The following is a 22,336-nucleotide window of genomic DNA, read 5'->3' as shown; positions in this document are numbered from 1 at the left end:
CACCGCGAGATAATTTATGTGATCGACAACACAAATATGAATATTAGCTAAAAAAGTTCCGCCGAAAGGAAACCGGAAAAGACCACACAGGAAAGACAAAAATCCTTATAAATCATATGCTTTACCTCATAAAAACAGAATGGGTTGCCAGCCTGAATATTTAACAGCCAAGCCCCCCTATTGCAGGATGCATCACATCAGTATTAATTAGGCAGGCAATGACGATGGGCCGCCCCCATCGCGCTTTTCTGAGCCTGAGGCACCAAGATCCTGTAATTTTATTTCAGAACCACCGTCTCAAGCCCGCAACCCAGGGATTACTCCCTCATTAAGAGATGATATTCGCTATGGCCGATAAATTAACCCAGCTGAAAGCCCTGACCACTGTTGTTGCCGACACCGGTGATATCGAAGCCATCAAACGCTATCAGCCCATCGATGCCACCACCAACCCCTCTCTGGTTCTGAAGGCCGCCGAAATCCCCGAGTACGCGCCGCTGATCGAAGATGCCATCAGCTGGGCCAAAGCCCAGAGCCAGGACAAGGCACAGCAAATCATCGACGCGGGCGACAAGCTGGCCGTCAACATCGGTCTGGAAGTGCTGAAGATCGTTCCGGGCCGCATCTCCACCGAAGTGGATGCTCGTCTCTCCTTCGATACCGAAGCCAGCATCGCCAAGGCCCGCAAGCTGATCCGTCTCTACAACGAAGCCGGTATCAGCAACGACCGTATTCTGATCAAGCTGGCCTCCACCTGGGAAGGGATCCGTGCCGCCGAGGTTCTGGAGCAAGAGGGTATCCAGTGCAACCTGACCCTGCTGTTCTCCTTCGCCCAGGCCCGTGCCTGTGCCGAAGCCGGTGCCTTCCTGATCTCCCCGTTCGTGGGTCGCATCCTCGACTGGTACAAAGCCAAAAATGGCCGTGATTACACTGCCAGCGAAGATCCGGGCGTGGTCTCCGTCACCTCCATCTACAACTACTACAAGCAGCACGACTACCCGACCGTCGTGATGGGCGCCAGCTTCCGCAACACCGGCGAGATCCTGGAACTGGCTGGCTGCGACCGCCTGACCATTGGCCCGGCCCTGCTGGAAGAGCTGAGCAAGACCGAAGGCGCCGTGGTACGCAAACTGGACTACACCGGTGAGCGCAAGGCCAAACCGACACCGATGACCGAAGCCGAATTCCGCTGGGAACTGAACCAGGACGCCATGGCTCACGAGAAGCTGGGCGAAGGCATCCGCATGTTCGCCATCGACCAGGGCAAGCTGGAAACCATGCTGGCAAGCCGCCTGTAATCAATTCATTTTTATGAAAAAAACCGGGCCCCTACCAAGGGGCCCGGTTTTTTCATGGGCTTTTTTAGGTCTGTCATAGAGTTGTCACGAAAACGTTTTAATTTCAAATTCGTTATGTTATACGGGTGGTGGAAACGAGAACAACCAAGGAGGGAGCCATGGAAATGTTCAACTTCGATTATGACGAGGTGGTTGAACTCGGTTCACGTAGCCGTGGGACAACGGGAAAAAAACGTAAATGGCGTGAAATCGAGGCGTTGAAAGATAGACACCGCCTGCAGAAGGAGCTGCAATCCATCGATATCGCTTACGAGGGGCTGACAGACGACATCGAGCTGTAGTCCGAGCACCACATAAAGCGCCCTGCGACAGCGGGGCGTTTTTTATTTATGCCTGATAAAACAAAGCCCCCGGCTCGGCGGGGGCTTGCAGCACTGGCTGCGGGCTTAGCAGTAGCCGTAGCCCAGCAGACGCTGGTAGCGCTGCTCCAGCAGTTGCGCGCTATCAAGCGGACGCAAGGCATCCAGATCCTGCTTGATGCGTGCCTTGAGGTTATTGGCCATCTTGGCCACATCACGGTGGGCACCGCCAAGTGGCTCATCCACGATGGCATCAACGAGTTTAAGCTCTTTCAAACGCTGGGCAGTAATGCCCATGGCTTCGGCAGCCACAGAGGCCTTGTCGGCGCTCTTCCACAGGATGGAGGCACACCCTTCCGGCGAGATGACGGAGTAGGTGGAGTACTGCAGCATATTGACGCGATCGCCCACGCCAATGGCCAGCGCACCACCGGAGCCGCCCTCACCGATCACGGTGCAGACCACCGGCACGGTCAGACCGGCCATCACCTTGAGGTTGCGGGCAATCGCTTCGGACTGGCCGCGCTCTTCGGCACCGACGCCGGGGTAAGCACCCGGGGTGTCGATAAAGGTGATGATCGGCATCTTGAAGCGCTCGGCCATCTCCATCAGACGCAGGGCCTTGCGGTATCCTTCCGGACGCGGCATGCCGAAGTTGCGCTTGATCTTCTCCTTGGTCTCACGACCCTTCTGGTGACCAATCACCATCACCGGCTCACCGTCGAGACGGGCAATGCCGCCGACGATAGCCTTGTCATCAGCATAGGCGCGATCGCCAGCCAACTCATCGAAATCGGTGAAGATATGCTCGATATAGTCAAAGGTGTAGGGGCGCTGGGGATGACGCGCCATCTGGGATACCTGCCAGGCCCCCAGATCAGCGAAGATCTTCTTGGTCAGCTCTTCGTTTTTCTTCTCCAGCCGGCGGATCTCGTCTTTCAGATCCACGGCGTGATTGCCTTCACTCACATGCTTGAGTTCATCAATCTGCGCCTGCAACTCGGCAATCGGCTGTTCAAAATCCAGAAAAAGACTCATAGGGCCTTAGAACCTCTAATCAAAAACCAATTCAACCCGCTCTCGTCCAAGCAGGACTCGCAAGTCATCTATCAGTTGATCGGTGGGCGTCACCCGCCACTCGGTACCGAGCGTCAATCGCACCCGGGAGCCGGGGCGACGATAGTTTACCTGAACCGGACAGACTCCGGCACGGGCGGGCTCCAAAATCTCGCACAAACGCGGGAAAAAACGATCATCAATCCGCTGTTCATCAAGGGAGATGCGGATTGCTCTGGCAAAACGCTCCCTCGCATCGTTGATATCCAGTAATTCTCGAGCCGACATTTTAAGGCCACCGGAGAAGTCATCAAAGCTGACCTGTCCAGAAACCACCAAAATGCGGTCTTTTTGCATCAACTCTTCATATTTTTCCAGCGCTTCACTGAACAGGGTCACATCGAGGCGACCGGAACGGTCGTCCAGAGTGAAGATCCCCATCTTGTTGCCACGCTTGGTCACCATGCTGCGGGCCGCAATCACCAGCCCCGCCGCCGTGGTTACGGTATCGCGGGAGGTGGGATGCAGATCGCACAGGCGACCCGAGGTATAACGACGCAATTCGCTGCTGTACTGGTTGATGGGGTGGCCGGTGAGATAGAGCCCGAGGGTCTCGCGCTCCCCTTCCAGCCACACCTTGTCAGGCCAGTGCGGCACGTTGGCAAACGCCTTCTTGACGTCGTCAATCTCTTCGGTGAGCACGCCGAACATGTCGACCTGCCCCACCGCCTGCGCCTTGGCGTGCTGCTCGGCGGCCCGCATCGCCTCCTCCAGGGTCGCCATCAGGGCGGCGCGGTGGGGGCCGAGCCGATCCATAGCGCCGGAGAGGATCAGCTTCTCCATCACCCGCTTGTTGAGTTTCTTGATGTCAACCCGGTTACAGAAGTCGAACAGATCGCGGAATGGGCCGTCCTGATCCCGGGCGCTCAAGATCGCATCGATGGGGCCTTCACCCACCCCTTTCACCGCCCCGATGCCGTAGACGATATGGCCATCTTCGTTGACCGAGAAGCGATAGCGACCTGTGTTCACATCCGGCGGGATCACGGTGAGCCCCATCCGCTGACACTCGTCTACTAGCGTCACGATCTTGTCGGTGTTGTCCATATCGGCGGTCATCACCGCCGCCATAAATTCGGCCGGGAAGTGGGTCTTGAGCCAGAGGGTCTGGTAGGAGACCAGCGCATAGGCGGCGGAGTGGGATTTGTTAAAGCCGTAGCCCGCAAACTTCTCCACCAGATCGAAGATCTTCATCGCCAGTTCGCCGTCGACACCATTCTTGACGGCGCCCTCCTCGAAACCGGCTCGCTGCTTGGCCATCTCCTCGGGCTTCTTCTTACCCATCGCTCGGCGCAGCATGTCTGCGCCCCCCAGGGTATAACCCGCCAGGGTCTGGGCAATCTGCATCACCTGCTCCTGATAGAGGATGATGCCGTAAGTGGGCTCCAGAATCGGCTTCAGGCTCTCGTGCTGCCACTTCTCGTCCGGATAGGAGATCGCTTCATTGCCGTGTTTACGGTCGATGAAGTTATCCACCATGCCTGACTGGAGCGGGCCCGGTCGGAACAGGGCCACCAGTGCGATCATGTCTTCGAAGCAGTCGGGGCGCAGCCGCTTGATGAGATCCTTCATGCCACGAGATTCGAGCTGGAATACCGCCGTGGTCTCGTAGCGTTGCAACAGGTCGAACGACTTCTTGTCATCGATGGGGATGGCGGCGATGTCCACTGGCGGCTTGCCCTCTTTGGCAAGACGCGGGTTTATCATGCCGAGCGCCCAGTCGATAATGGTGAGGGTGCGCAGACCGAGGAAGTCGAACTTCACCAGACCCGCGTATTCCACGTCGTTCTTGTCAAACTGGGTGACCGGGTGATGACCCTCGTCATCGCAGTAGAGCGGCGCAAAGTCGGTGATCTTGGTGGGCGCGATCACCACGCCACCGGCGTGTTTACCGGCGTTGCGCACTACCCCTTCCAAGCGGCGGGCCATGTCGATGAGGTCTTTGACCTCTTCATCCTGCTCGTAGAGCTCGGGCAGCTTGGGCTCGGCCTCGAACGCCTTGGCCAGCGTCATGCCCGGATCCGGCGGGATCAGCTTGGAGATGCGATCGACAAAGCCGTAAGCGTGGCCCAGCACCCGGCCCACGTCCCGCACCACCGCCTTGGCCGCCATGCTACCGAAGGTGATGATCTGCGACACCGCCTCCCGGCCATACATCTCGGAAACGTGGTCGATCACCTCGTCGCGCCTGTCCATGCAGAAGTCGACGTCGAAGTCGGGCATGGATACCCGCTCGGGGTTCAGGAAACGTTCAAACAGCAGGTCAAATTCCAGCGGGTCGAGGTCGGTGATCTTGAGGGCGTAAGCCACCAGAGAGCCCGCCCCCGAGCCCCGGCCCGGGCCAACGGGAATGCCGTTGTCCTTGGACCACTGGATAAACTCCATCACGATGAGGAAGTAACCCGGGAAGCCCATCTGGTTGATCACTTTCAGCTCGATATCGAGGCGCTCGTCATACTCGGGACGGCGCTCGGCCCGCACCGCCGGATCCGGGAACAGAAACTCGAGACGCTCCTCCAGACCCTCTTTCGACTTGGCCACCAGAAAATCTTCGGTGGTCATGTCGCCGGTCGGGAAGTTGGGCAGGAAGTATTCGCCGAGACGCACCGTCACGTTGCAGCGCTTGGCGATCTCCACCGTGTTTTCCAGCGCTTCGGGAATGTCGGCAAACAGCTCCGCCATCTCCTCCTGACTGCGCAGGTACTGCTGGGGGCTGTAGCGACGGGGGCGGCGCTTGTCCATCAGGGTGTAACCGTCGTGGATGGCCACCCGGATCTCGTGGGCGTCGAAGTCATCGGCGTTGAGGAACACCACCTCATTGGTGGCAACTACCGGCAGCTCGAACTCGGTGGCGATGGCCACCGCCATGTGCAGGTAGACCTCTTCGTCGGGTCGACCGGTACGCAGCAGTTCGAGGTAGTAGGCATCAGGGAAATGGGTCTGATAGAAGGCGACACACTGCTCGGTCATCTGCCGGTTGCCCTTGAGCAGGAACTTGCCCACATCCCCCTCGCGCCCGCCGGAGAGGACGATCACCCCCTTGGCGTGTTCGGCGAGCCAGCTCTTGTCGATAACCGGGCGCCCCTGCACGTGGCCACGCTGGTAGCCACGAGAGATAAGCAGGGTGATGTTCTGGTAGCCGTCGTTATCCATGGCCAGCAGGGTGAGACGGAACTGCTCGTCGCCGAGCTCATCGCTCTGCACCCAGAAGTCGGCGCCGACGATGGGCTTGATCCCCTTGCCGTGGGCGGCGCCATAGAAGCGCACCAGACCGCACATGTTCATCTGGTCGGTCAGGGCGATCGCCGGCATATTGTCGGCTGCAGCAGCCCCGACGATGGGGTTGATCTTCTGCAGGCCATCGACCATGGAGAAGTCGGAGTGGACTCGCAAATGGATAAAACGGGGGTCAGCCATCGTCATCTCCTCTCGCTGCTCAAACAAAATGGCATGGTCTACTCGATCCCCAGTGCGCGGCGCACCGGTTTGAAGCTCTTGCGATATTCGGGCAGTGGGCCACGCTCGGCCAGAATGGCGAGGTGCTCCGCAGTCGGATAGCCCTTGTGACGGGCAAAACCATATTCGGGATGACGGCTATCCAACTCGGTCATCTCTCTGTCGCGGGTCACCTTGGCCAGGATCGAAGCAGCGCTGATGGCCGCCACCAGGCTATCACCCTTGACCACGGCGCGCGCTTCCATCGGCAGAGCCGGGCAGCGGTTGCCATCGATAAAGACCAGCTCGGGGGTGATCTTCAACCCCGCCACGGCGCGCTGCATCGCCAGCATGGTGGCATGCAGGATGTTGAGCTCGTCGATCTCCTCGGGAGTGGCGCGACCGATGGCCCAGGCGAGCGCTTTCTCTTTGATCTCGTCAAACAGGGCGAGGCGCTTCTTCTCGGAGAGCTTCTTGGAGTCGTTGAGCCCCGCGATCGGATTGGCGGGATCGAGAATGACCGCAGCGGTGACCACGTCGCCCACCAGCGGGCCACGGCCCACTTCGTCCACACCGGCAACCAGCTTGTCGTCAGGAATATCGATCATCATCTTGTAGCCTTGAATCAAAACAGGCCCCGTGGGGCCTGACAGGGGTCGACTGGCGCGGCGTTACCGCTCGAAAATAGACTCACGGGTAGCGGGGCGCAATCGACGGTCCGAAATAGCGTTATCTGCCGAGCAGATCCGCCACCGCATCGGCGGCCTGCGAGTCGGCATTGCAGCGGATCAGCTGGTGCAGCTCGGTGAAGGTGTTGACCAGCGCACTGTTGTCGTGCTCGAAGTACTTGCTCACCTCTTCCACCAGATTCTCCGGGGTGCACTCGTGCTGGATCAGTTCCGGCACCAGCATGCGACCGGCGAGCAGGTTGGGTAGCGAGACAAATTCGGTCTTCACCAGTCGCTGGGCCAGCCAATAGCTGAAGGGCTTGAGCTTGTAACCGACCACCATGGGTTTTTTCACCAGCATGGCTTCGAGCGCCGCGGTGCCGGAGGCCAGCATCACCACATCGGCGGCGATCATCGCCTCGCGGCCCTGCCCTTCCAGCAGAACCATGTCGAGACCCGGCGCTACCTCGGCCTTGATGGCCATGAACTGTTCGCGCCGTTTCTGGTTGACCAGCGGCACGATAAAGCCGAGATCCGGATAGCGCACCGTCAGGTGTTTGCACGCCTCGAGAAACAGAGGGGACATAAAGCCCACTTCTGCGGTGCGACTGCCCGGCAGCACCGCCAGCCAGCGGCGATTGGCATCGATACCGAGATTGCGACGCACGGCAGCCTGATCCGGCACCAGCGGAATGTCGTCCGCCATGGTATGGCCGACAAAGCGGCAAGGGGCGTCGAAACGGTCGTAGAAGGCTTTCTCGAACGGCAGGAAGGCGAGCACCATGTCGGTGGCGGCCTTGATCTTGTGAATGCGGTTCTGGCGCCAGGCCCACACCGAGGGGCTGACATAGTGAACCGTCTTGATACCGGCGCGGCGCAGTTTCAGCTCCACCCCGATATTGAAATCCGGCGCATCCACACCGATAAAGATATCGGGCGGATTGGCAATAAAGTGGCGCAACAGTTCGCGACGGACCTTGAGAATACGCGGCAGACGGCCCAGCACCTCGGTGATCCCCATGACGGAGAGCTCTTCCATCTCGAACAGGGCCTTGACCCCGAGGGCCTGCATCCGCGGCCCGGCGATCCCTTCGAACTGCGCATCCGGGTAGCGGGCTTGCAGCTCGCGCACCAGACCGGCAGCCAGAATGTCGCCGGAGACTTCTCCGGCGACGATACCGATACGAACCGGATCAGGCACGGATGATCCCGCGCTCGTTATCTTTGAGGAAGTCCACATAGAGCTGGACGGCCGGTTCGGCTTGCGCCATCTCGATCAGCACCGGCAGCACCTCTTCGATGGTCTTGCCGGAGCGGAAGATCTCTTTGTAGGCACGCTTGACGGCAGAGATGGCTTCGGCGCTGAAACCGCGGCGACGCAGACCCTCGGAGTTGACCCCGAATGGCTTGGCGTAGTTGCCGGCGGCCATCACGTAAGGCGGCACATCCTTGTTCAGGGCGGCGCAGCCACCGACGAAGGCGTGGGAGCCGACGCGTCCGAACTGGTGAATGGCAGAGAGACCGCCGAAGATCACGAAATCGCCGATCACCACGTGGCCCGCCAGGGTCGCGTTGTTGGCGAAGATGCAGTTGTCACCGATGATGCAGTCGTGGGCAACGTGAACGTTGACCATGAACAGGTTACCACTGCCCACCTTGGTCAGGCACTGATCCTGAATAGTGCCGCGGTGGAAGGTGCAGTTCTCGCGAATGACGTTGTTGTCGCCAATCTCGAGGAAGGTGCGCTCACCGGCGTACTTCTTGTCCTGGCAATCCTCACCGATGGAGGTGTGCTGGAAGATCTTGTTGCCGCGACCAATCTTGGTCGGGCCCTTGATCACCACATGGGAACCTACCCAGGTGTTATCGCCGATTTCCACCTCGGCACCGATGACAGAAAAGGGGCCGATTTCAACCCCTTTACCGATCACGGCAGACTCATGGACGATGGCAGTATCGTGAATGATGGCAGTCTGGTCGATCACGTGTGTTAAACCTCGCGTTTGGCGCACATCAGCTCGGCGGTACAGACCACTTCACCGTCGACGGTAGCGACACCGGTGAACTTGGCAATACCGCGACGCTCTTTCAGGAACTCCACATCCAGCACCAGCTGATCACCGGGGCCGACCGGGCGCTTGAAACGAGCGTTGTCGATTGAGGCAAAATAATAGAGTTCGTTGGGGGACGGCTTGCCCACCATGGTAAAGGCCAGGATACCGGTGGCCTGAGCCATCGCTTCCAGGATCAGCACACCCGGGAACACCGGCTTGGCCGGGAAGTGCCCCTGGAAGATCGGCTCGTTGAACGAGACGTTCTTGATGGCGCGCAGGGTTTTGCGCTCATCGCTGATCTCGTAGTCGTCCACACGATCCACCATCAGGAACGGATAACGGTGGGGCAGCAGATCCATGATTTCCTGGATCCCCAGGCTCTTCTTTTCAGTAGTCAAAACAGTACCCTATACCAATCGTGATTATTCTTGATCCAGCTTCTTCTCAAGCTTGCTTAACCGCTTGTGCATCTCTTCGATACGCATCACCCGGGCGGCGGTCTTGCGCCACTCTTTATTGGTTTGTAGCGGGATGCCGGAAGAGTAAACACCGGGCTCGGTAATGGGTCGCATCACCATGGCCATACCGGTGACGGTGGCCTGGTCACAGATCTCCATATGCCCGTTAAAGACGGAAGCGCCGCCAATGATACAGTATTTGCCGACCTTGAGACTACCAGCCATCACGGTGGAGCCCGCCACGGCGGTACCGTAACCGATCTCTACGTTGTGAGCGATCTGGCACTGGTTGTCGATGATGACGTTGTCAGCGATGCGGGTATCTTCCAGCGCACCGCGGTCAATGGTGGTACAGGCACCGATCTCGACCCGGTTGCCAATGGTCACACCGCCGAGCTGGGGGATCTTGATCCACTCGCCACGCTCGTTGGCATAACCGAAACCATCGGCCCCGATCACTGTGCCGGATTGCACCAGACAGTCGGTGCCCATGGTCACATTGTGATAGAGGGTGACGTTGGCCCACAGCCGGGAGCGCGCTCCCAGCCGGGTATTTTTACCAACAAAACAGCCCGGGCCAATGCGGACATCGTCACCCAGCACCACGCCGGATTCGATCACTGCATTGGCGCCGATGGCCACTCTCTCGCCCAGTTGCACGTCAGCCGCGATAACGGCACTCGGATGAATATCCGTGGCCGGCTGCGGGGTGGTGTCCAGCAGTTGGGCTACCCGGGCAAAGCCCACATAGGGGTCTTTGAGCACCAGGGCATTGGTGGGACAAAATGGCAGATCCGCTTCTGTAATGAGCACGGCGGTCGCCTTGCTCTGCTCCAGATAGTGCCGGTACTTCTTGTTGGACAGGAAGGTGATATCCCCCTCCCCGGCCTTTTCCAGTGTCGCTACCTTGCGGATTTCCAGGGTTCCGTCGCCATGGACCTGGGCCCCCAGTTGCTGGGCCAGCTGTGCGAGAGTGAATGCCATCAATTAGTTGCTCTTGCTTACCTGAGAAATAACCTGGCCGGAGATGTCCAGCTTGCTGGCGGCATAGGGGGCGGCATTGCGCTCCAGCACCAGATCGTAACCATTGCTCTTGGCGATGGAATCGATGGCAGCCTGCACCTTGGTCAGGATCTTGTTACGCTCTTCGGACTGACGGCGACCGTTGTCCTGCTCAAAGGCTTGACGCTTCTGGTTGAACTCCATCTGCAGCTTGGCCAGCTTCTCCTGGTTCTGCTTCTTCTGCTCGGCGCTCATAAAGGCTTCATCCTTCTTGAACTTCTCGACCAGCTTCTGGCCTTCCTGTTCCAGCTTCTGCAGCTCACGCATGCGCGGCTCGAATTCACCTTTCAGCTTGGCTGCAACGGCTTCACGCTGGGGCAGCTTTTGGAAGACTTCGCCCATATCCACCACGGCGATCTTGGTTGAGGCGAAGGCAGAACCCATGCCGGCAGCCATCAGTGCAAAGCTCAAACCAGCTACTTTCAACGCTTTATTCACACTTACTCCTTGTTCCCTCATGGCGAGGGCTACCTGATTACCCGATTATGCAAGCGGCGTTAGGACCGTCTTGTTACCTGGTGAGGCACGCATACCGCGCGTCCCATCATTGAATACCCCCACCGCATGGGTGGGGGCCTTGATTGCTTAGAAAGTACGACCGATGTTGAAGGAGAAGAACTCGGTGCGATCCCCTTCATATTTCTTGATTGGTTGTGCCAAGGCAAACACCAGCGGGCCCATCGGCGAGAGCCACTGCAGGGAGATACCGGCAGAGACCCGGATATTGGCGGGATCCGAGTAGTCCTGGCTCAAGTAGTTACAATCTGCACCGTCGGCACAAGGGTAACTACCATTGGCAAAATCGGTGCTCCAGACACTTCCCGCATCAACAAACGCGGTAGTCCGGATCTGCGGACGATAGGTCTCTGAGACAAAAGGTGTCGGGAAGACCAGCTCGAAAGAGGCAACCGCCAAGGCGTTACCGCCCACCGAGGTATCGGAACCTTCGTAGTAACCTGTCTCAGTCGGAGCACTGGAGCCATTATTCTTGTACTGCTTGTAAATAGCCTTGGGACCAATGGTATTGCTCTTGAAGCCACGTACCGTATCGAAACCACCGGCATAGTAGTTCTCGAAGAACGGCAGCATGCTACTGTCGCCATAGCCGTTACCGTAAGAGACACGTCCCTTGCCGATCACCACCCAGCTGTGCTCCGCATCGAGCGGGAAGTAGTGGGCATCCTCGGCAGAGAGCTTGTAGTACTGCAGATCCATGCCCGGCACGGTCACCTTGGCATTGACCCGCTGGCGGTCACCGGCAGTTGGGAACATCCCTTTATTGAGGGTGGAGCGGGTCCAGCCAGCAGTCAGATCAATGGTCACAAATTCGACACTATCTTCCCCTTTGGCATAGAGGTCCCAGAACTGGTCCATCTGCACTGACTGTCGATTATCATTCCACAGGTCATAACAGTAGCTGTTGCTCTCAGAAGGGTTGTTGTCAGCGATACACTCGTTGAATTTTGTCTCATTGAATGACGGGCGACTGAGCTTGGAGCTCTCGATACCGGTACTGAAATCCAGCCGGTTATGCTCGTTGACCGGGAAACCGCTGGAGAGACGGAAACCGATGGTCTCGTTCTCGTAATCGACGATATCTGCCTTGTTAGCCTTGAAGTTGTTGTAATAAACACGACCTCCCAGGCTCACCCCATCCACAGTGAAGTAGGGGTCGTTGTAGCTCAGGTCAACGTTCTTGGAGTAGTCGTTGGTGCTGGCGTTGATGGAGACCCGTTTACCGGACCCCATAAAGTTGTCTTGAGAGATCCCTGCCTGCAGGCTCAGACCCGACTCGGTACCGTAACCGATCCCGGCGTTAATGGAACCCGCTGGCTGCTCCTTGACCTTGAAGTCCAGATCAACCAGGTCGTCGTTACCCGGCACCCGCTTGGTGTCCACTTCAACGCTCTCAAAGTAGCCAAGGCGGTTGAGACGACTCTTGGACTGTTCGATATTGTCGGAGGAGAGCCAGGTGCCTTCCATCTGGCGCATCTCGCGACGCAGCACCTGATCTTTGGTGGTGGCGTTACCGCTGAAGTTGATGTTGCGCACATAGACACGGGGACCAGGCTCAACGTTGACGATCAGCTCCACTTCCTTGGTCTGGTCGTTGATCTGCGGGAAGGTGACCACTTTCGGATAGGCATAACCGTAACGGCCGAGGAACTTGGAGAGCACCTCTTCGGTATGGGTCACCTTGCTGGCGGAGTAGACACTGCCCGACTCGATGGGAATCAGCCCCTTCATCTCGCCGCCACGGTCGATCAGGTCGCCCTTGAGCTGAACGCCAGAGACCTTGTACTGCTCGCCTTCCTTGATGTTGAGGGTAACGTAGACCCCCTTCTTGTCAGGTGTCATGGAGACCTGGGTGGACTCCTGCTGGAAGCGGATATAACCGCGGTCCATGTAGTAGGAGCGCAGGGTTTCGATATCACCCGCCAGCTTCTGCTTCTGATAGCGCTGATCGGCAGTGAAGTTCCACCAGGGCACTTCGTCACGCAGGGAGAGCTGGGCAATCAGCTTCTCTTCCGGGAATACGCTGTTACCAACGATGTTGATCTGCTGGATCTTGGCGGCCTGACCTTCGACAAAGGTAAACTTGAGATCAACCCGGTTGCGCGGCAGCGGGGTGACGATAGCCTTGACCTTGGCGGAGTATTTACCCACGCCATAGTAGAAATCTTCCAATCCTTTTTCGAGGGAGGTGAGTACGGTGCGATCCAGCGGATCACCTACCCGAATACCGGAGGACTCCAGACTCTGGGTCAGTTGCTCCTCCTTGATATCCTTGTTGCCGGCAAACTCGATGCTGGAGATGGTCGGACGCTCCTTGACCATCACCTGCAGCACCTGACCATCGCGGTAGACCTTCACATCCTCGAAGTTACCCGATGAGTAGAGCTTCTTGATGGCGTTGGCCAGGGTAACCGAATCGACGGTATCCCCAACCCGGATCGGCAGGTTCAACAGCGCCGCCCCCAGGGTCACCCGCTGCAAACCGTCGACCTGGATATCTTGCACCACAAAAGAGGCAGGGGCCGCCTGGGCCAGGAAACTGGCACCCAGCAGGCAACTCAACACCAATGCTTTTTTAACAGCCATTTTGTTCTTATGTGTCCTTGTTGATGCTCTGGCCTCAGAGGCGAGCGAAATCGTTAAACAGCGCAATACCCATCAATAACATCAGAATGGCTGCGCCGATCCTGAAACCCACTTCCTGTATTTTCTCCGACACCGGCTTGCCCCTGATCGCTTCGATCAGGAAATAGACCAGATGACCACCATCGAGCACCGGCAAGGGAAACAGATTGATGATGCCCAGGTTGACGCTGATCAGCGCCAGGAAACTCAGAAAATAGACCAGGCCATAGTCGGCACTGTTACCGGCCCCCTTGGCGATGGAGATGGGACCGCTCAGGTTGTCCAGCGAGACGATGCCACCGATCAGCTTGCCGATCATGTTAAAGGTGAGCGTGATCAGACTCCAGGTCTTGTCGGCTCCCTGCCACAGCGCTTGCAAAGGCCCATACTGTAACAGAATTCGATATTCATCCGGTAATGGAACCAGTTGCGGTGAAAGACCGACGAATCCAACCAGCTTACCCTGTACCTTGCGACCATCCGGGGTCAGCGTCACGTTAAGGTCACTGTTATTGCGCTCAACCACCACTTGCAATGGTTCGCCAGGTGCCTGCTGCACCATGGTAACAAATTGGGTCCACTCGGTGATGGTCTCACCATTCACCTGTTTGACGCGATCACCCACCTGCAAACCGGCCTTTTCACTGGCACTCTTGGCAACGACGGAGGCAACGACAGGCAGCACTTTACCACTCAGGGGAACAATCCCCAGACTGCCAATGGGAGACTCTGTATCCGGATCAAATTTCCAGCCACTGATCTGCAAGGTTTTGTCGATGGCATAGCTGGTATTCGGGGACTGTACCCTGAGAGTGACGGATTTATCCCCCAGATGGCGGATAAGGGCATAAGTCACACTTTCCCAGTCGCCAGTCTGCGCATCGCCGACTCCGACAATCTCCATCCCGGGCAGCACACCCGCCTCAGCTACGATGGAGGCCGGACGGACCTCGCCAATCACCGGCTTGACGCTCGGCACCCCGATCAGAAACATCAGCCAGAGGGCCAACAGGGCAAACACGAAGTTAGCCATAGGGCCCGCAGCGACAATCGCCATTCGCGCCCAGACACTCTTGTGGTTGAAGGCATACTGCTCTTCACCCGGCTTGAGTTCATCGACCCGACCATCGAGCATCTTGACGTAACCACCAAGGGGGATCAGTGCCAGCACATATTCGGTACCATCCTTGCCCATCCGGCGCCAGATCGCCTTGCCAAAACCGATGGAGAAGCGCTCAACCTTGACACCACAACGGCGGGCCACCCAGAAGTGGCCAAACTCATGCACCGCAACCAGCAGGCCCAGCGCAACAATAAAAGCACCGATATTCCACAACACACCGCCCATTAGCCAAGCTCCTCAATCAAAGTGTGCGCACGGGCTCTTGCCGCGCCATCCAGGGCAAACAGGTCTTCGAGAGAGCCAACGACGCTGCTCTCCAGCGCCAGCATCACCGCCTCGTTGATCCGGGCAATATCCATAAAGCCGATGCGCCCGGCCAGGAAAGCGGCAACCGCCTCCTCATTGGCCGCATTGAGCGCAGTGGTCGCCGCTTGACCCTTCTGGCAGGCATTAATGGCCAGCGCCAGACAAGGATAGCGATCGTAATCAGGGCGGATAAAGCTGAACTCTCCGACACTGAAAAAATCCAAAGGTTCCACACTGGAGGGGATGCGATTGGGATAAGCCAAAGCATGGGCTATGGGGGTACACATATCAGGATTACCAAGCTGGGCCAGCACGGAGCCATCCTTGTACTGCACCATAGAGTGGATCACCGACTGGGGATGGATCACCACCTGGATCTGCTCGGGTGCGGCATTGAACAACCAGCGCGCCTCGATATACTCCAGCCCCTTGTTGATCATGGTGGCGGAGTCGACCGAAATCTTGGCCCCCATCGACCAGTTGGGATGGGCAATAGCCTGCGCCGGTGTCACCTTGGCCAGCTCGCTGATCTCGGTGTAACGGAACGGGCCACCGGAACCGGTCAGCAAAATCTTGCTGATCCCCGCCGCCGCCAGATCGCAAAAACCGGGCTGGCGCTGCACGGCGGTCGGCAGACACTGGAAGATGGCATTGTGTTCGCTGTCGATGGGCAGCAGCTCGGCACCATGCTCGCGCACGGCCTCCATGAAGAAAGCCCCGGACATCACCAGCGCCTCCTTGTTTGCCAGCAAAATACGCTTGCCGGCTCGTACCGCAGCCATGGTCGGGGCCAGGCCGGCCGCACCGACGATGGCGGCCATCACGCTATGGGCATCGGGGTGAGCGGCCACATCGCACAGGGCAGTAGCACCAGACATGACCCGGGTCGCACTGCCGTGCGCTTTCAGACGGGCAGCCAGTTCACGGGCGGCACCCTCATCGACCATCACGGCAAAACGGGGGGAGAACTCGAGGCAGTCCCGCAACATGGCATCCACGTTATGGGCCGCGGTCAACGCCAACACTTGCCAACTGCCCGGGTTGTGGCGCAGCACTTTCAAGGTACTCTGACCAATAGAGCCGGAAGCCCCCAGAATAACCAATGATTTGCGCATCAAAACTCCCGACTAATCATAAGCAGAGCGATGGTATGGGAAGCCCTCGATATCACCAGTGGGTTGTGCATCAAAACTCCTGACTGAGTAGCAGATAACTGAGCAGAAACACCGGCAGGGCGGCGGTCAGGCTGTCGATCCGGTCGAGAATACCGCCATGACCCGGCAGCAGGGTGCCGGAGTCCTTGATGCCCGCTTCGCGCTTGAACATGCTCTCGGTGAGATCACCGAGTACAGAGGCAAGCACCGCCAGCAGGGAACAAAACAGCACGGTGATCATCTTGGCAGGCACAAATCCCATTGACCAGGTGACACCGATGGCCAGCAGGCTGGCGGTAAAGAGGCCGCCACACATCCCTTCGATGGTTTTGCCCGGACTCACAGCCGGTGCCAGCTTGTGCTTACCGAACGCCTTGCCGAAAAAATAGGCGCCAGAATCTGCCGCCCAGACCAATCCCATCACAAACAACAGGATCCAGGCCCCCATCATGGGGTCATGGTAAAAGTTGTAACCACGGATGGCGACCAGCGACCAGAAGAAGGGAACCAGGGTAACCAGGCCAAACAGGGATTTGAGCCAGATAGACTCTTTCCATAGCTTGGCACTCTGGGGGTAACGCAATACCAACAGCAATCCGAGCAGCCACCAACTCGCGGCAGTCCACAGCACGCCCATCACAAGGGGGTGCAACTTAGGCGTCCAGAGTTGCTCCACCGGCAACCAAAAGAGGCTGGCACCGAGTAACAGACAAAAGACGATGGGCAACCATTGTTGCGGGCTAGCAGAGACAAACCCGCTCCATTCGCGACTGGCCAACAAAAACACCAGCGCTGCCAACAGGGCAAAAAATTTCAATGGCAGAAAGAAGAGCGCCCCCAACACCAGGGGGATCAACATCAAAGCAGTAATAATTCGTTGTTTTAGCAAAAGAAACCTCTCTCTTGGGAGCGGGGTTTAGCCGGTCTGCTGCTCGGCGATCAATTCCCGTATCTGTTCACCCGTGCAACCGAAGCGACGCTCGCGGGCCACGAAAGAGGCGACCGCCTCACTGAACTCGGCCTCGTTGAAATCGGGCCACAATACCGGGGTAAAATAGAGCTCGGCATAGGCGAGCTGCCATAACACAAAGTTGCTGATGCGATGGTCACCACCGGTACGGATCAACAGGTCCACCGGCGGCAGATCGGCCATACACACCTCGCGGGTCAGCATGGACTCATCAATGTCGTCAGCGGCCAGTTCACCGGCCGCGACCGCTTTAGCCAGCTTGCGGGCAGCCTGGGCGATATCCCACTGGCCGCCATAGTTGGCCGCAATGTTGAGGGTCAGCCCCTTGTTAGTGGCGGTCAAGGCCTCCGCCTTGGCGATTCTGGCCTGCAACCGCTCACTAAAGCGAGCAGTATCGCCAATCACCTTGAGCCGGATCCCGTTGCTGTGCAGCTTCTGCACCTCACGGCCCAACACAGTGATGAACAGTTCCATCAAGGCACTGACCTCCCCTTCCGGGCGACGCCAGTTCTCGCTGGAGAAGGCAAACAGGGTCAATGCCTCGATCTTGGCACGCGCAGCAAAGGTAACGGCCTCGCGCACTGACTTGACGCCCGCCTTGTGGCCATAGACCCGGATCTTGCCCCGGTTCTGGGCCCAGCGACCGTTACCATCCATGATGATGGCGACGTGGCGGGGTAAAGATGAGTTGGCACAATCACCCAACGCAGCCAAAAGCGACATGTAATTCTCCCACAAAGACAAAAGCGCCGTGCAGGGGCACTACACGGCGCTCGTAATATACCTTTCAGAGGGTTAGATTTCCATTAGCTCCTTCTCCTTTGCGGCAAGGGCCTCATCGACCAGCTTGACGTAGGAGTCGGTCAGCTTCTGGATCTCTTCCTGGGCACGACGGTCGTCATCCTCGGAGATCTCTTTGTCCTTCAGCAGCGCTTTCAGGTCCGCGTTGGCATCACGGCGGATGTTACGCACGGCAACACGGGCGTTTTCTGCTTCGGCACGGACGATCTTGGTCAGATCGCGACGGCGCTCTTCAGTCAGCGGCGGCAGCGGCACACGCAGGGTCTGACCATTGCTGGAGGGATTCAGGCCCAGATCAGAGGTCAGGATCGCCTTCTCTACCGCCTGGATCATGGAGCGGTCAAAAATGGAGATGGAGAGGGTGCGCGCATCTTCTGCCACGACGTTGGCCAACTGTTTCAGCGGAGTAGCTGCACCGTAGTACTCAACCTGGATGCCGTCGAGCAGGCTCGGGTGAGCACGGCCGGTACGGATCTTGGACATTTGGGTCTTGAGCGCTTCTACGCTCTTGCCCATACGGTCCTTGGCGTCGTTTTTAATCTCGTTGATCACAGTGGTTTTCCTTTTGGCGAACGAGCCGCTACAGGGCCCGTGTCTATCTTATTTACTGACGTGATGGATAGGATAAGAGCGCCAGGTGGCTCACTTTTATCTTATTTACCAGCGTGGTGGATCAGAGTACCTTCCGGTTCACCCATGACGACCCGGCGCAGAGCGCCCGGTTTGTTCATGTTGAACACGCGGATCGGCAGATCATGGTCACGTGCCAGGGTAAAGGCAGCAAGATCCATCACCTTGAGCTCTTTTTCAAGAACTTCATCATAACTCAGTTCATGATACAGCACGGCATCCGGATTCTTGACCGGATCCTCGTTGTATACACCGTCAACCTTGGTGGCTTTGAGCACCACGTCGGCTTCGATCTCGATCCCGCGCAGGCAGGCCGCAGAATCGGTAGTGAAGAAGGGGTTGCCGGTACCGGCGGAGAAGATAACGACTTTGCCAGCACGCAGCTGGCTGATTGCCTCGGCCCAGCTGTAGGAGTCGCAGACGCCCTGCAGGGAGATGGCAGACATCAGACGGGCATTCACATAAGCACGATGCAGGGCATCACGCATGGCCAGACCGTTCATCACGGTTGCCAGCATACCCATGTGGTCACCCACCACGCGGTTCATACCCGCTTTGGCAAGACCGGCACCACGGAACAGGTTGCCGCCACCGATGACCAGACCGACCTGAACACCCAACTCAACCAGTTCTTTGATCTCTTGGGCCATCCGCTCCAGCACCGCCGGATCAATGCCGAAACCCTCGGATCCTTGCAGGGCTTCACCACTCAACTTCAGAAGAACACGTCTGTATGCAGGTTTGGGATTGGTACTCATGTCACTGATTCCTGGTCATATAAAGACCGCGACATAAGTCGCGGTCTGGGGAAACGGAAAAACCGGTTCGATTAGGCCTTTTGAGCGGCCGCGATTTGGGCTGCAACTTCAGCAGCGAAATCGGTCTCTTGCTTCTCGATGCCTTCGCCCACTTCGAAACGGGTGAAGGAGACAACGTCAGCGCCTTCTTTCTTCAGCAGCTCGGCAACGGTCATGGAAGGATCTTTCACGAACGGTTGACCAGTCAGGGAAACCTCACCGGTGAACTTCTTCATGCGGCCTTCAACCATCTTCTCGGCGATCTCTTTCGGCTTGCCGGAGTTGATGGCGATGTCGATCTGGATTTCGCGCTCTTTGGCAACGACTTCAGCAGACACGTCTTCAGGCTTGACGAATTGCGGGCTGTTGGCAGCAACGTGCATGGCCAGATCTTTGGCCAGCTCGGCAGAACCACCGGTCAGCTTGGTGATAACACCAATGCGGGAACCGTGAACGTAGGTACCCAGGTTGTCACCTTCAACCAGCATCACGCGACGCAGGTTCATGTTCTCACCGATCTTGGCGATCAGGTTGGTGATGGTCAGCTCGACGGATTCGCCGTTACCGAAGTCAGCGGCTTTCAGCGCGTCAACGTCAGCAATTTTCTGGGCTGCAGCGATGTCAGCGATCTTCTGGCCCATTGCCATGAAGCTGGCATCTTTGGCGACGAAGTCGGTTTCGCTGTTCAGCTCGATCATGACGGCAACGTTGCCTTCGGTGCGAGCAAAGATAACGCCTTCAGCGGCGATACGGCCCGCTTTCTTGGCGGCTTTGGCCTGACCGGATTTGCGCATGTTCTCAATTGCCAGCTCGATATCACCAGCAGCTTCTTCCAGTGCTTTTTTGCAATCCATCATGCCAGCGGCAGTGCGCTCGCGCAGTTCTTTTACCAGGGCGGCAGTAACGTTAGCCATGTCCAGTATCCTCGGTCTTGAATTGACAAGAAACAGGGGCCACAAGGGCCCCTGCTAACCAATTACATCAGCTTGGTTAATAAGGGCTTTACAGTCCTTATCAATTACTCAGCTTCAACGAAGCCATCTTGTTCAGCTTGAACAACGATGTCCTGAGCGCGAGCTTCCAGTACGGTGTCAGCTGCAGCATTCAGGTACAGCTGTACGGCACGGATAGCGTCGTCGTTACCCGGGATGACGTAATCAACGCCGTCCGGGTTGGAGTTGGTATCAACGATGGAAACTACCGGGATACCCAGGTTGTTGGCTTCTTTGATAGCGATGTGCTCGTGGTCGGCATCGACAACGAACAGAACGTCAGGCAGGCCGCCCATGTTCTTGATACCACCCAGGCTCTTCTCCAGCTTTTCCATTTCGCGAGTACGCATCAGCGCCTCTTTCTTGGTCAGCTTGTCGAAGGTACCGTCTTGGCTCTGGGTTTCCAGATCTTTCAGGCGCTTGATAGACTGACGAACGGTTTTCCAGTTGGTCAGCATACCGCCCAGCCAGCGGTGGTTTACATAGAACTGGTCGCAACGCTCAGCGGCTTCTTTTACGGCTTCAGACGCGGCACGCTTGGTACCAACGAACAGTACCTTGCCTTTCTTGGCAGCTACGGAGCTGATGAAGTTCATGGCATCGTCAAACATCGGAACGGTTTTTTCCAGGTTGATGATGTGAACTTTGCTGCGAGCACCGAAGATGTAGGATTTCATTTTCGGGTTCCAGTAACGAGTCTGGTGACCGAAGTGAACGCCGGCTTGCAGCATGTCGCGCATAGAAACTTTAGCCATTTTATACCTCTGTATGGGGTTAGGCCTCCACACATCCCATATAACCGACCCGTTAAGGCACCCCGGTATATGTGTCGATGTGTGTGTGTTATTGATTAAGGGTGATGAAATGGTGGACGCAAGTTCCCCATTCCGGCGCGCTTTATACCATAACTTTGTTCAGGACACCACCGACCAACACCCTAAACAGGTGTAAATCTGGATCCCGCCAGAGGATGCTGCGACGCCGATTTGACGTTGTGATGACAATCACACTGGAAGTGAGCTGGGGTTGCGGATAAAATTTTGCCCTGATTGCAAACGCATCTATTTTTCATTACCTGTCCTGTCTGCCCTCGCAGACCCAGCGGCAGGCCGCAAGAGAGACCCCATGTCCATTAAAATCAAGACACCGGAAGAGATTGAAAAGATGCGCGTTGCCGGCCAATTGGCCGCCGATGTGCTGGTCATGATTGCGCCCCATGTCAAAGCTGGCGTCACCACTGACGAACTGAACACCCTCTGCCACAACTATATTGTCGACGTGCAGCAGGCCATCCCGGCCCCGCTCAACTACCACGGCTTCCCCAAATCCATCTGCACCTCGGTGAACGATGTGATCTGCCACGGTATCCCGAATCACAAGAAGCTGCGTGATGGCGACATCATCAACCTGGATATCACCGTCATCAAGGATGGCTACCACGGCGATACCTCAGCCATGTTCATCGTGGGGGAAACCACCCCGCTGCGCCGCCAGCTCTGCAAGGTTGCGCAAGAGAGCCTCTACGCCGCCATCAAGAAGGTGCGTCCGGGTGCCTGCATTACCGAGCTTGGCGCCGTTATTCAGCCCATCGTCGAGCAAGCCGGTTTCTCCGTGGTGCGTGACTACTGCGGTCACGGCATCGGTGCCGAGTTCCACGAAGAGCCGCAGATCCTCCACTACCGCAACAGCGGCAAGCTGGAGCTGAAAGCAGGCATGTGCTTCACCATCGAGCCCATGGTCAACAGCAAGAAGTATCACTGCAAGGTCAATCCGAAGGATGGCTGGACTGTAACCACCAAGGATGGCGGCGACTCCGCCCAGTGGGAGCACACCCTGCTGGTGACCGAGGATGGCTGCGAGGTGCTTACCCTGCGCCCCGATGACACTATCGACCGCTTCATCAAACACAGCTAACATCGAACCCCGGCCCTTGTGAAAAGCGCCGGGGTTTTTACTGCCTGTTTCAGTCAGA

General features: G+C 57.5%; 20 protein-coding genes. 3 read left to right on the top strand and 17 right to left on the bottom strand.

Going from position 1 to position 22,336, the window contains the following annotated elements:
* Positions 1-347 precede the first annotated feature (347 nt).
* Both tal and BN1117_RS13150 read left to right on the top strand, forming a co-directional pair.
* Positions 348-1,298: a transaldolase gene (gene tal / locus BN1117_RS13155; RefSeq protein ID WP_040098050.1), complete on the top strand. Its 951-nt coding sequence runs from the start codon at positions 348-350 to the stop codon at positions 1,296-1,298.
* A 158-nt stretch (positions 1,299-1,456) separates the two neighbouring features.
* Positions 1,457-1,639, top strand: coding sequence for a DUF3545 family protein (locus BN1117_RS13150; protein WP_040098048.1), 183 nt, complete (start codon positions 1,457-1,459; stop codon positions 1,637-1,639).
* 105 nt (positions 1,640-1,744) lie between these two features.
* Here the strand turns inward: BN1117_RS13150 and accA are convergent, their stop codons facing one another.
* The 17 genes from accA to rpsB form a co-directional block, all read right to left on the bottom strand.
* Positions 1,745-2,695: an acetyl-CoA carboxylase carboxyl transferase subunit alpha gene (gene accA, locus BN1117_RS13145; protein ID WP_040098047.1), complete on the bottom strand. Its 951-nt coding sequence runs from the start codon at positions 2,693-2,695 to the stop codon at positions 1,745-1,747.
* A gap of 15 nt (positions 2,696-2,710) precedes the next feature.
* Positions 2,711-6,190 carry a DNA polymerase III subunit alpha gene (gene dnaE, locus BN1117_RS13140; RefSeq protein WP_040098044.1) on the bottom strand — a complete coding sequence of 1,160 codons (3,480 nt, stop codon included), beginning with the start codon at positions 6,188-6,190 and terminating at the stop codon, positions 2,711-2,713.
* Between the two features lie 38 nt (positions 6,191-6,228).
* Positions 6,229-6,819, bottom strand: a complete 591-nt coding sequence (rnhB, locus tag BN1117_RS13135; protein ID WP_040098043.1) for a ribonuclease HII — start codon at positions 6,817-6,819, stop codon at positions 6,229-6,231.
* A 118-nt stretch (positions 6,820-6,937) separates the two neighbouring features.
* Positions 6,938-8,077, bottom strand: a complete 1,140-nt coding sequence (gene lpxB, locus BN1117_RS13130) for a lipid-A-disaccharide synthase (protein ID WP_040098041.1) — start codon at positions 8,075-8,077, stop codon at positions 6,938-6,940.
* A complete protein-coding gene (gene lpxA / locus BN1117_RS13125; RefSeq protein WP_082032604.1) occupies positions 8,070-8,861 on the bottom strand; it encodes an acyl-ACP--UDP-N-acetylglucosamine O-acyltransferase in 792 nt (263 codons plus the stop codon). Before lpxA ends, lpxB begins: the two co-directional genes overlap by 8 nt.
* Before the next feature lie 5 nt (positions 8,862-8,866).
* Positions 8,867-9,328, bottom strand: coding sequence for a 3-hydroxyacyl-ACP dehydratase FabZ (gene fabZ / locus BN1117_RS13120; protein WP_005338559.1), 462 nt, complete (start codon positions 9,326-9,328; stop codon positions 8,867-8,869).
* Positions 9,329-9,352: 24 nt separating this feature from the next.
* A complete protein-coding gene (gene lpxD / locus BN1117_RS13115; protein WP_005338561.1) occupies positions 9,353-10,372 on the bottom strand; it encodes a UDP-3-O-(3-hydroxymyristoyl)glucosamine N-acyltransferase in 1,020 nt (339 codons plus the stop codon).
* Between the two features lie 3 nt (positions 10,373-10,375).
* Positions 10,376-10,888 (bottom strand): OmpH/Skp family outer membrane protein, encoded by a 513-nt coding sequence (locus BN1117_RS13110; protein WP_040098040.1) that lies wholly within the window; start codon positions 10,886-10,888, stop codon positions 10,376-10,378.
* Positions 10,889-11,035: 147 nt separating this feature from the next.
* Positions 11,036-13,552 carry an outer membrane protein assembly factor BamA gene (gene bamA, locus BN1117_RS13105; RefSeq protein ID WP_040098038.1) on the bottom strand — a complete coding sequence of 839 codons (2,517 nt, stop codon included), beginning with the start codon at positions 13,550-13,552 and terminating at the stop codon, positions 11,036-11,038.
* Between the two features lie 34 nt (positions 13,553-13,586).
* Positions 13,587-14,939 (bottom strand): sigma E protease regulator RseP, encoded by a 1,353-nt coding sequence (gene rseP, locus BN1117_RS13100; RefSeq protein ID WP_040098036.1) that lies wholly within the window; start codon positions 14,937-14,939, stop codon positions 13,587-13,589.
* Positions 14,939-16,135 (bottom strand): 1-deoxy-D-xylulose-5-phosphate reductoisomerase, encoded by a 1,197-nt coding sequence (gene ispC, locus BN1117_RS13095; protein ID WP_040098034.1) that lies wholly within the window; start codon positions 16,133-16,135, stop codon positions 14,939-14,941. Before ispC ends, rseP begins: the two co-directional genes overlap by 1 nt.
* A 70-nt stretch (positions 16,136-16,205) precedes the next feature.
* Positions 16,206-17,063 carry a phosphatidate cytidylyltransferase gene (locus BN1117_RS13090; RefSeq protein WP_040098033.1) on the bottom strand — a complete coding sequence of 286 codons (858 nt, stop codon included), beginning with the start codon at positions 17,061-17,063 and terminating at the stop codon, positions 16,206-16,208.
* 27 nt (positions 17,064-17,090) lie between these two features.
* The gene (gene uppS / locus BN1117_RS13085) at positions 17,091-17,867 is read right to left on the bottom strand and encodes a polyprenyl diphosphate synthase (protein WP_040098031.1); all 777 of its coding nucleotides are present in this window, start codon (positions 17,865-17,867) and stop codon (positions 17,091-17,093) included.
* Positions 17,868-17,939: 72 nt separating this feature from the next.
* Positions 17,940-18,497: a ribosome recycling factor gene (frr, locus tag BN1117_RS13080; RefSeq protein WP_040098030.1), complete on the bottom strand. Its 558-nt coding sequence runs from the start codon at positions 18,495-18,497 to the stop codon at positions 17,940-17,942.
* Between the two features lie 101 nt (positions 18,498-18,598).
* Positions 18,599-19,333, bottom strand: coding sequence for a UMP kinase (pyrH, locus tag BN1117_RS13075; RefSeq protein ID WP_040098028.1), 735 nt, complete (start codon positions 19,331-19,333; stop codon positions 18,599-18,601).
* A 71-nt stretch (positions 19,334-19,404) separates the two neighbouring features.
* Positions 19,405-20,286: a translation elongation factor Ts gene (gene tsf / locus BN1117_RS13070; RefSeq protein ID WP_040098026.1), complete on the bottom strand. Its 882-nt coding sequence runs from the start codon at positions 20,284-20,286 to the stop codon at positions 19,405-19,407.
* Positions 20,287-20,390: 104 nt separating this feature from the next.
* Positions 20,391-21,119: a 30S ribosomal protein S2 gene (gene rpsB, locus BN1117_RS13065; protein WP_005303470.1), complete on the bottom strand. Its 729-nt coding sequence runs from the start codon at positions 21,117-21,119 to the stop codon at positions 20,391-20,393.
* 370 nt (positions 21,120-21,489) lie between these two features.
* On the opposite strand from rpsB, the gene map reads away from it, so the two are divergent.
* Entirely contained in the window at positions 21,490-22,278 is a 789-nt protein-coding gene (gene map / locus BN1117_RS13060; RefSeq protein WP_040098025.1) for a type I methionyl aminopeptidase, read from the top strand.
* Positions 22,279-22,336: the final 58 nt, after the last annotated feature.

Source organism: Aeromonas australiensis (genome assembly GCF_000819725.1).
Lineage (GTDB): Bacteria > Pseudomonadota > Gammaproteobacteria > Enterobacterales > Aeromonadaceae > Aeromonas > Aeromonas australiensis.
This window is presented reverse-complemented; position numbering and strand designations above follow the sequence as displayed.

Bases quoted from the DNA above. Each gene is read 5' to 3' on its own strand.
- tal (WP_040098050.1), top strand. From the start codon at position 348: ATGGCCGATAAATTAACCCAGCTGAAAGCCCTGACCACTGTTGTTGCC.
- BN1117_RS13150 (WP_040098048.1), top strand. From the start codon at position 1,457: ATGGAAATGTTCAACTTCGATTATGACGAGGTGGTTGAACTCGGTTCA.
- accA (WP_040098047.1), bottom strand. From the start codon at position 2,695: ATGAGTCTTTTTCTGGATTTTGAACAGCCGATTGCCGAGTTGCAGGCG.
- dnaE (WP_040098044.1), bottom strand. From the start codon at position 6,190: ATGGCTGACCCCCGTTTTATCCATTTGCGAGTCCACTCCGACTTCTCC.
- rnhB (WP_040098043.1), bottom strand. From the start codon at position 6,819: ATGATGATCGATATTCCTGACGACAAGCTGGTTGCCGGTGTGGACGAA.
- lpxD (WP_005338561.1), bottom strand. From the start codon at position 10,372: ATGGCATTCACTCTCGCACAGCTGGCCCAGCAACTGGGGGCCCAGGTC.
- bamA (WP_040098038.1), bottom strand. From the start codon at position 13,552: ATGGCTGTTAAAAAAGCATTGGTGTTGAGTTGCCTGCTGGGTGCCAGT.
- rseP (WP_040098036.1), bottom strand. From the start codon at position 14,939: ATGGGCGGTGTGTTGTGGAATATCGGTGCTTTTATTGTTGCGCTGGGC.
- ispC (WP_040098034.1), bottom strand. From the start codon at position 16,135: ATGCGCAAATCATTGGTTATTCTGGGGGCTTCCGGCTCTATTGGTCAG.
- uppS (WP_040098031.1), bottom strand. From the start codon at position 17,867: ATGTCGCTTTTGGCTGCGTTGGGTGATTGTGCCAACTCATCTTTACCC.
- pyrH (WP_040098028.1), bottom strand. From the start codon at position 19,333: ATGAGTACCAATCCCAAACCTGCATACAGACGTGTTCTTCTGAAGTTG.
- tsf (WP_040098026.1), bottom strand. From the start codon at position 20,286: ATGGCTAACGTTACTGCCGCCCTGGTAAAAGAACTGCGCGAGCGCACT.
- rpsB (WP_005303470.1), bottom strand. From the start codon at position 21,119: ATGGCTAAAGTTTCTATGCGCGACATGCTGCAAGCCGGCGTTCACTTC.
- map (WP_040098025.1), top strand. From the start codon at position 21,490: ATGTCCATTAAAATCAAGACACCGGAAGAGATTGAAAAGATGCGCGTT.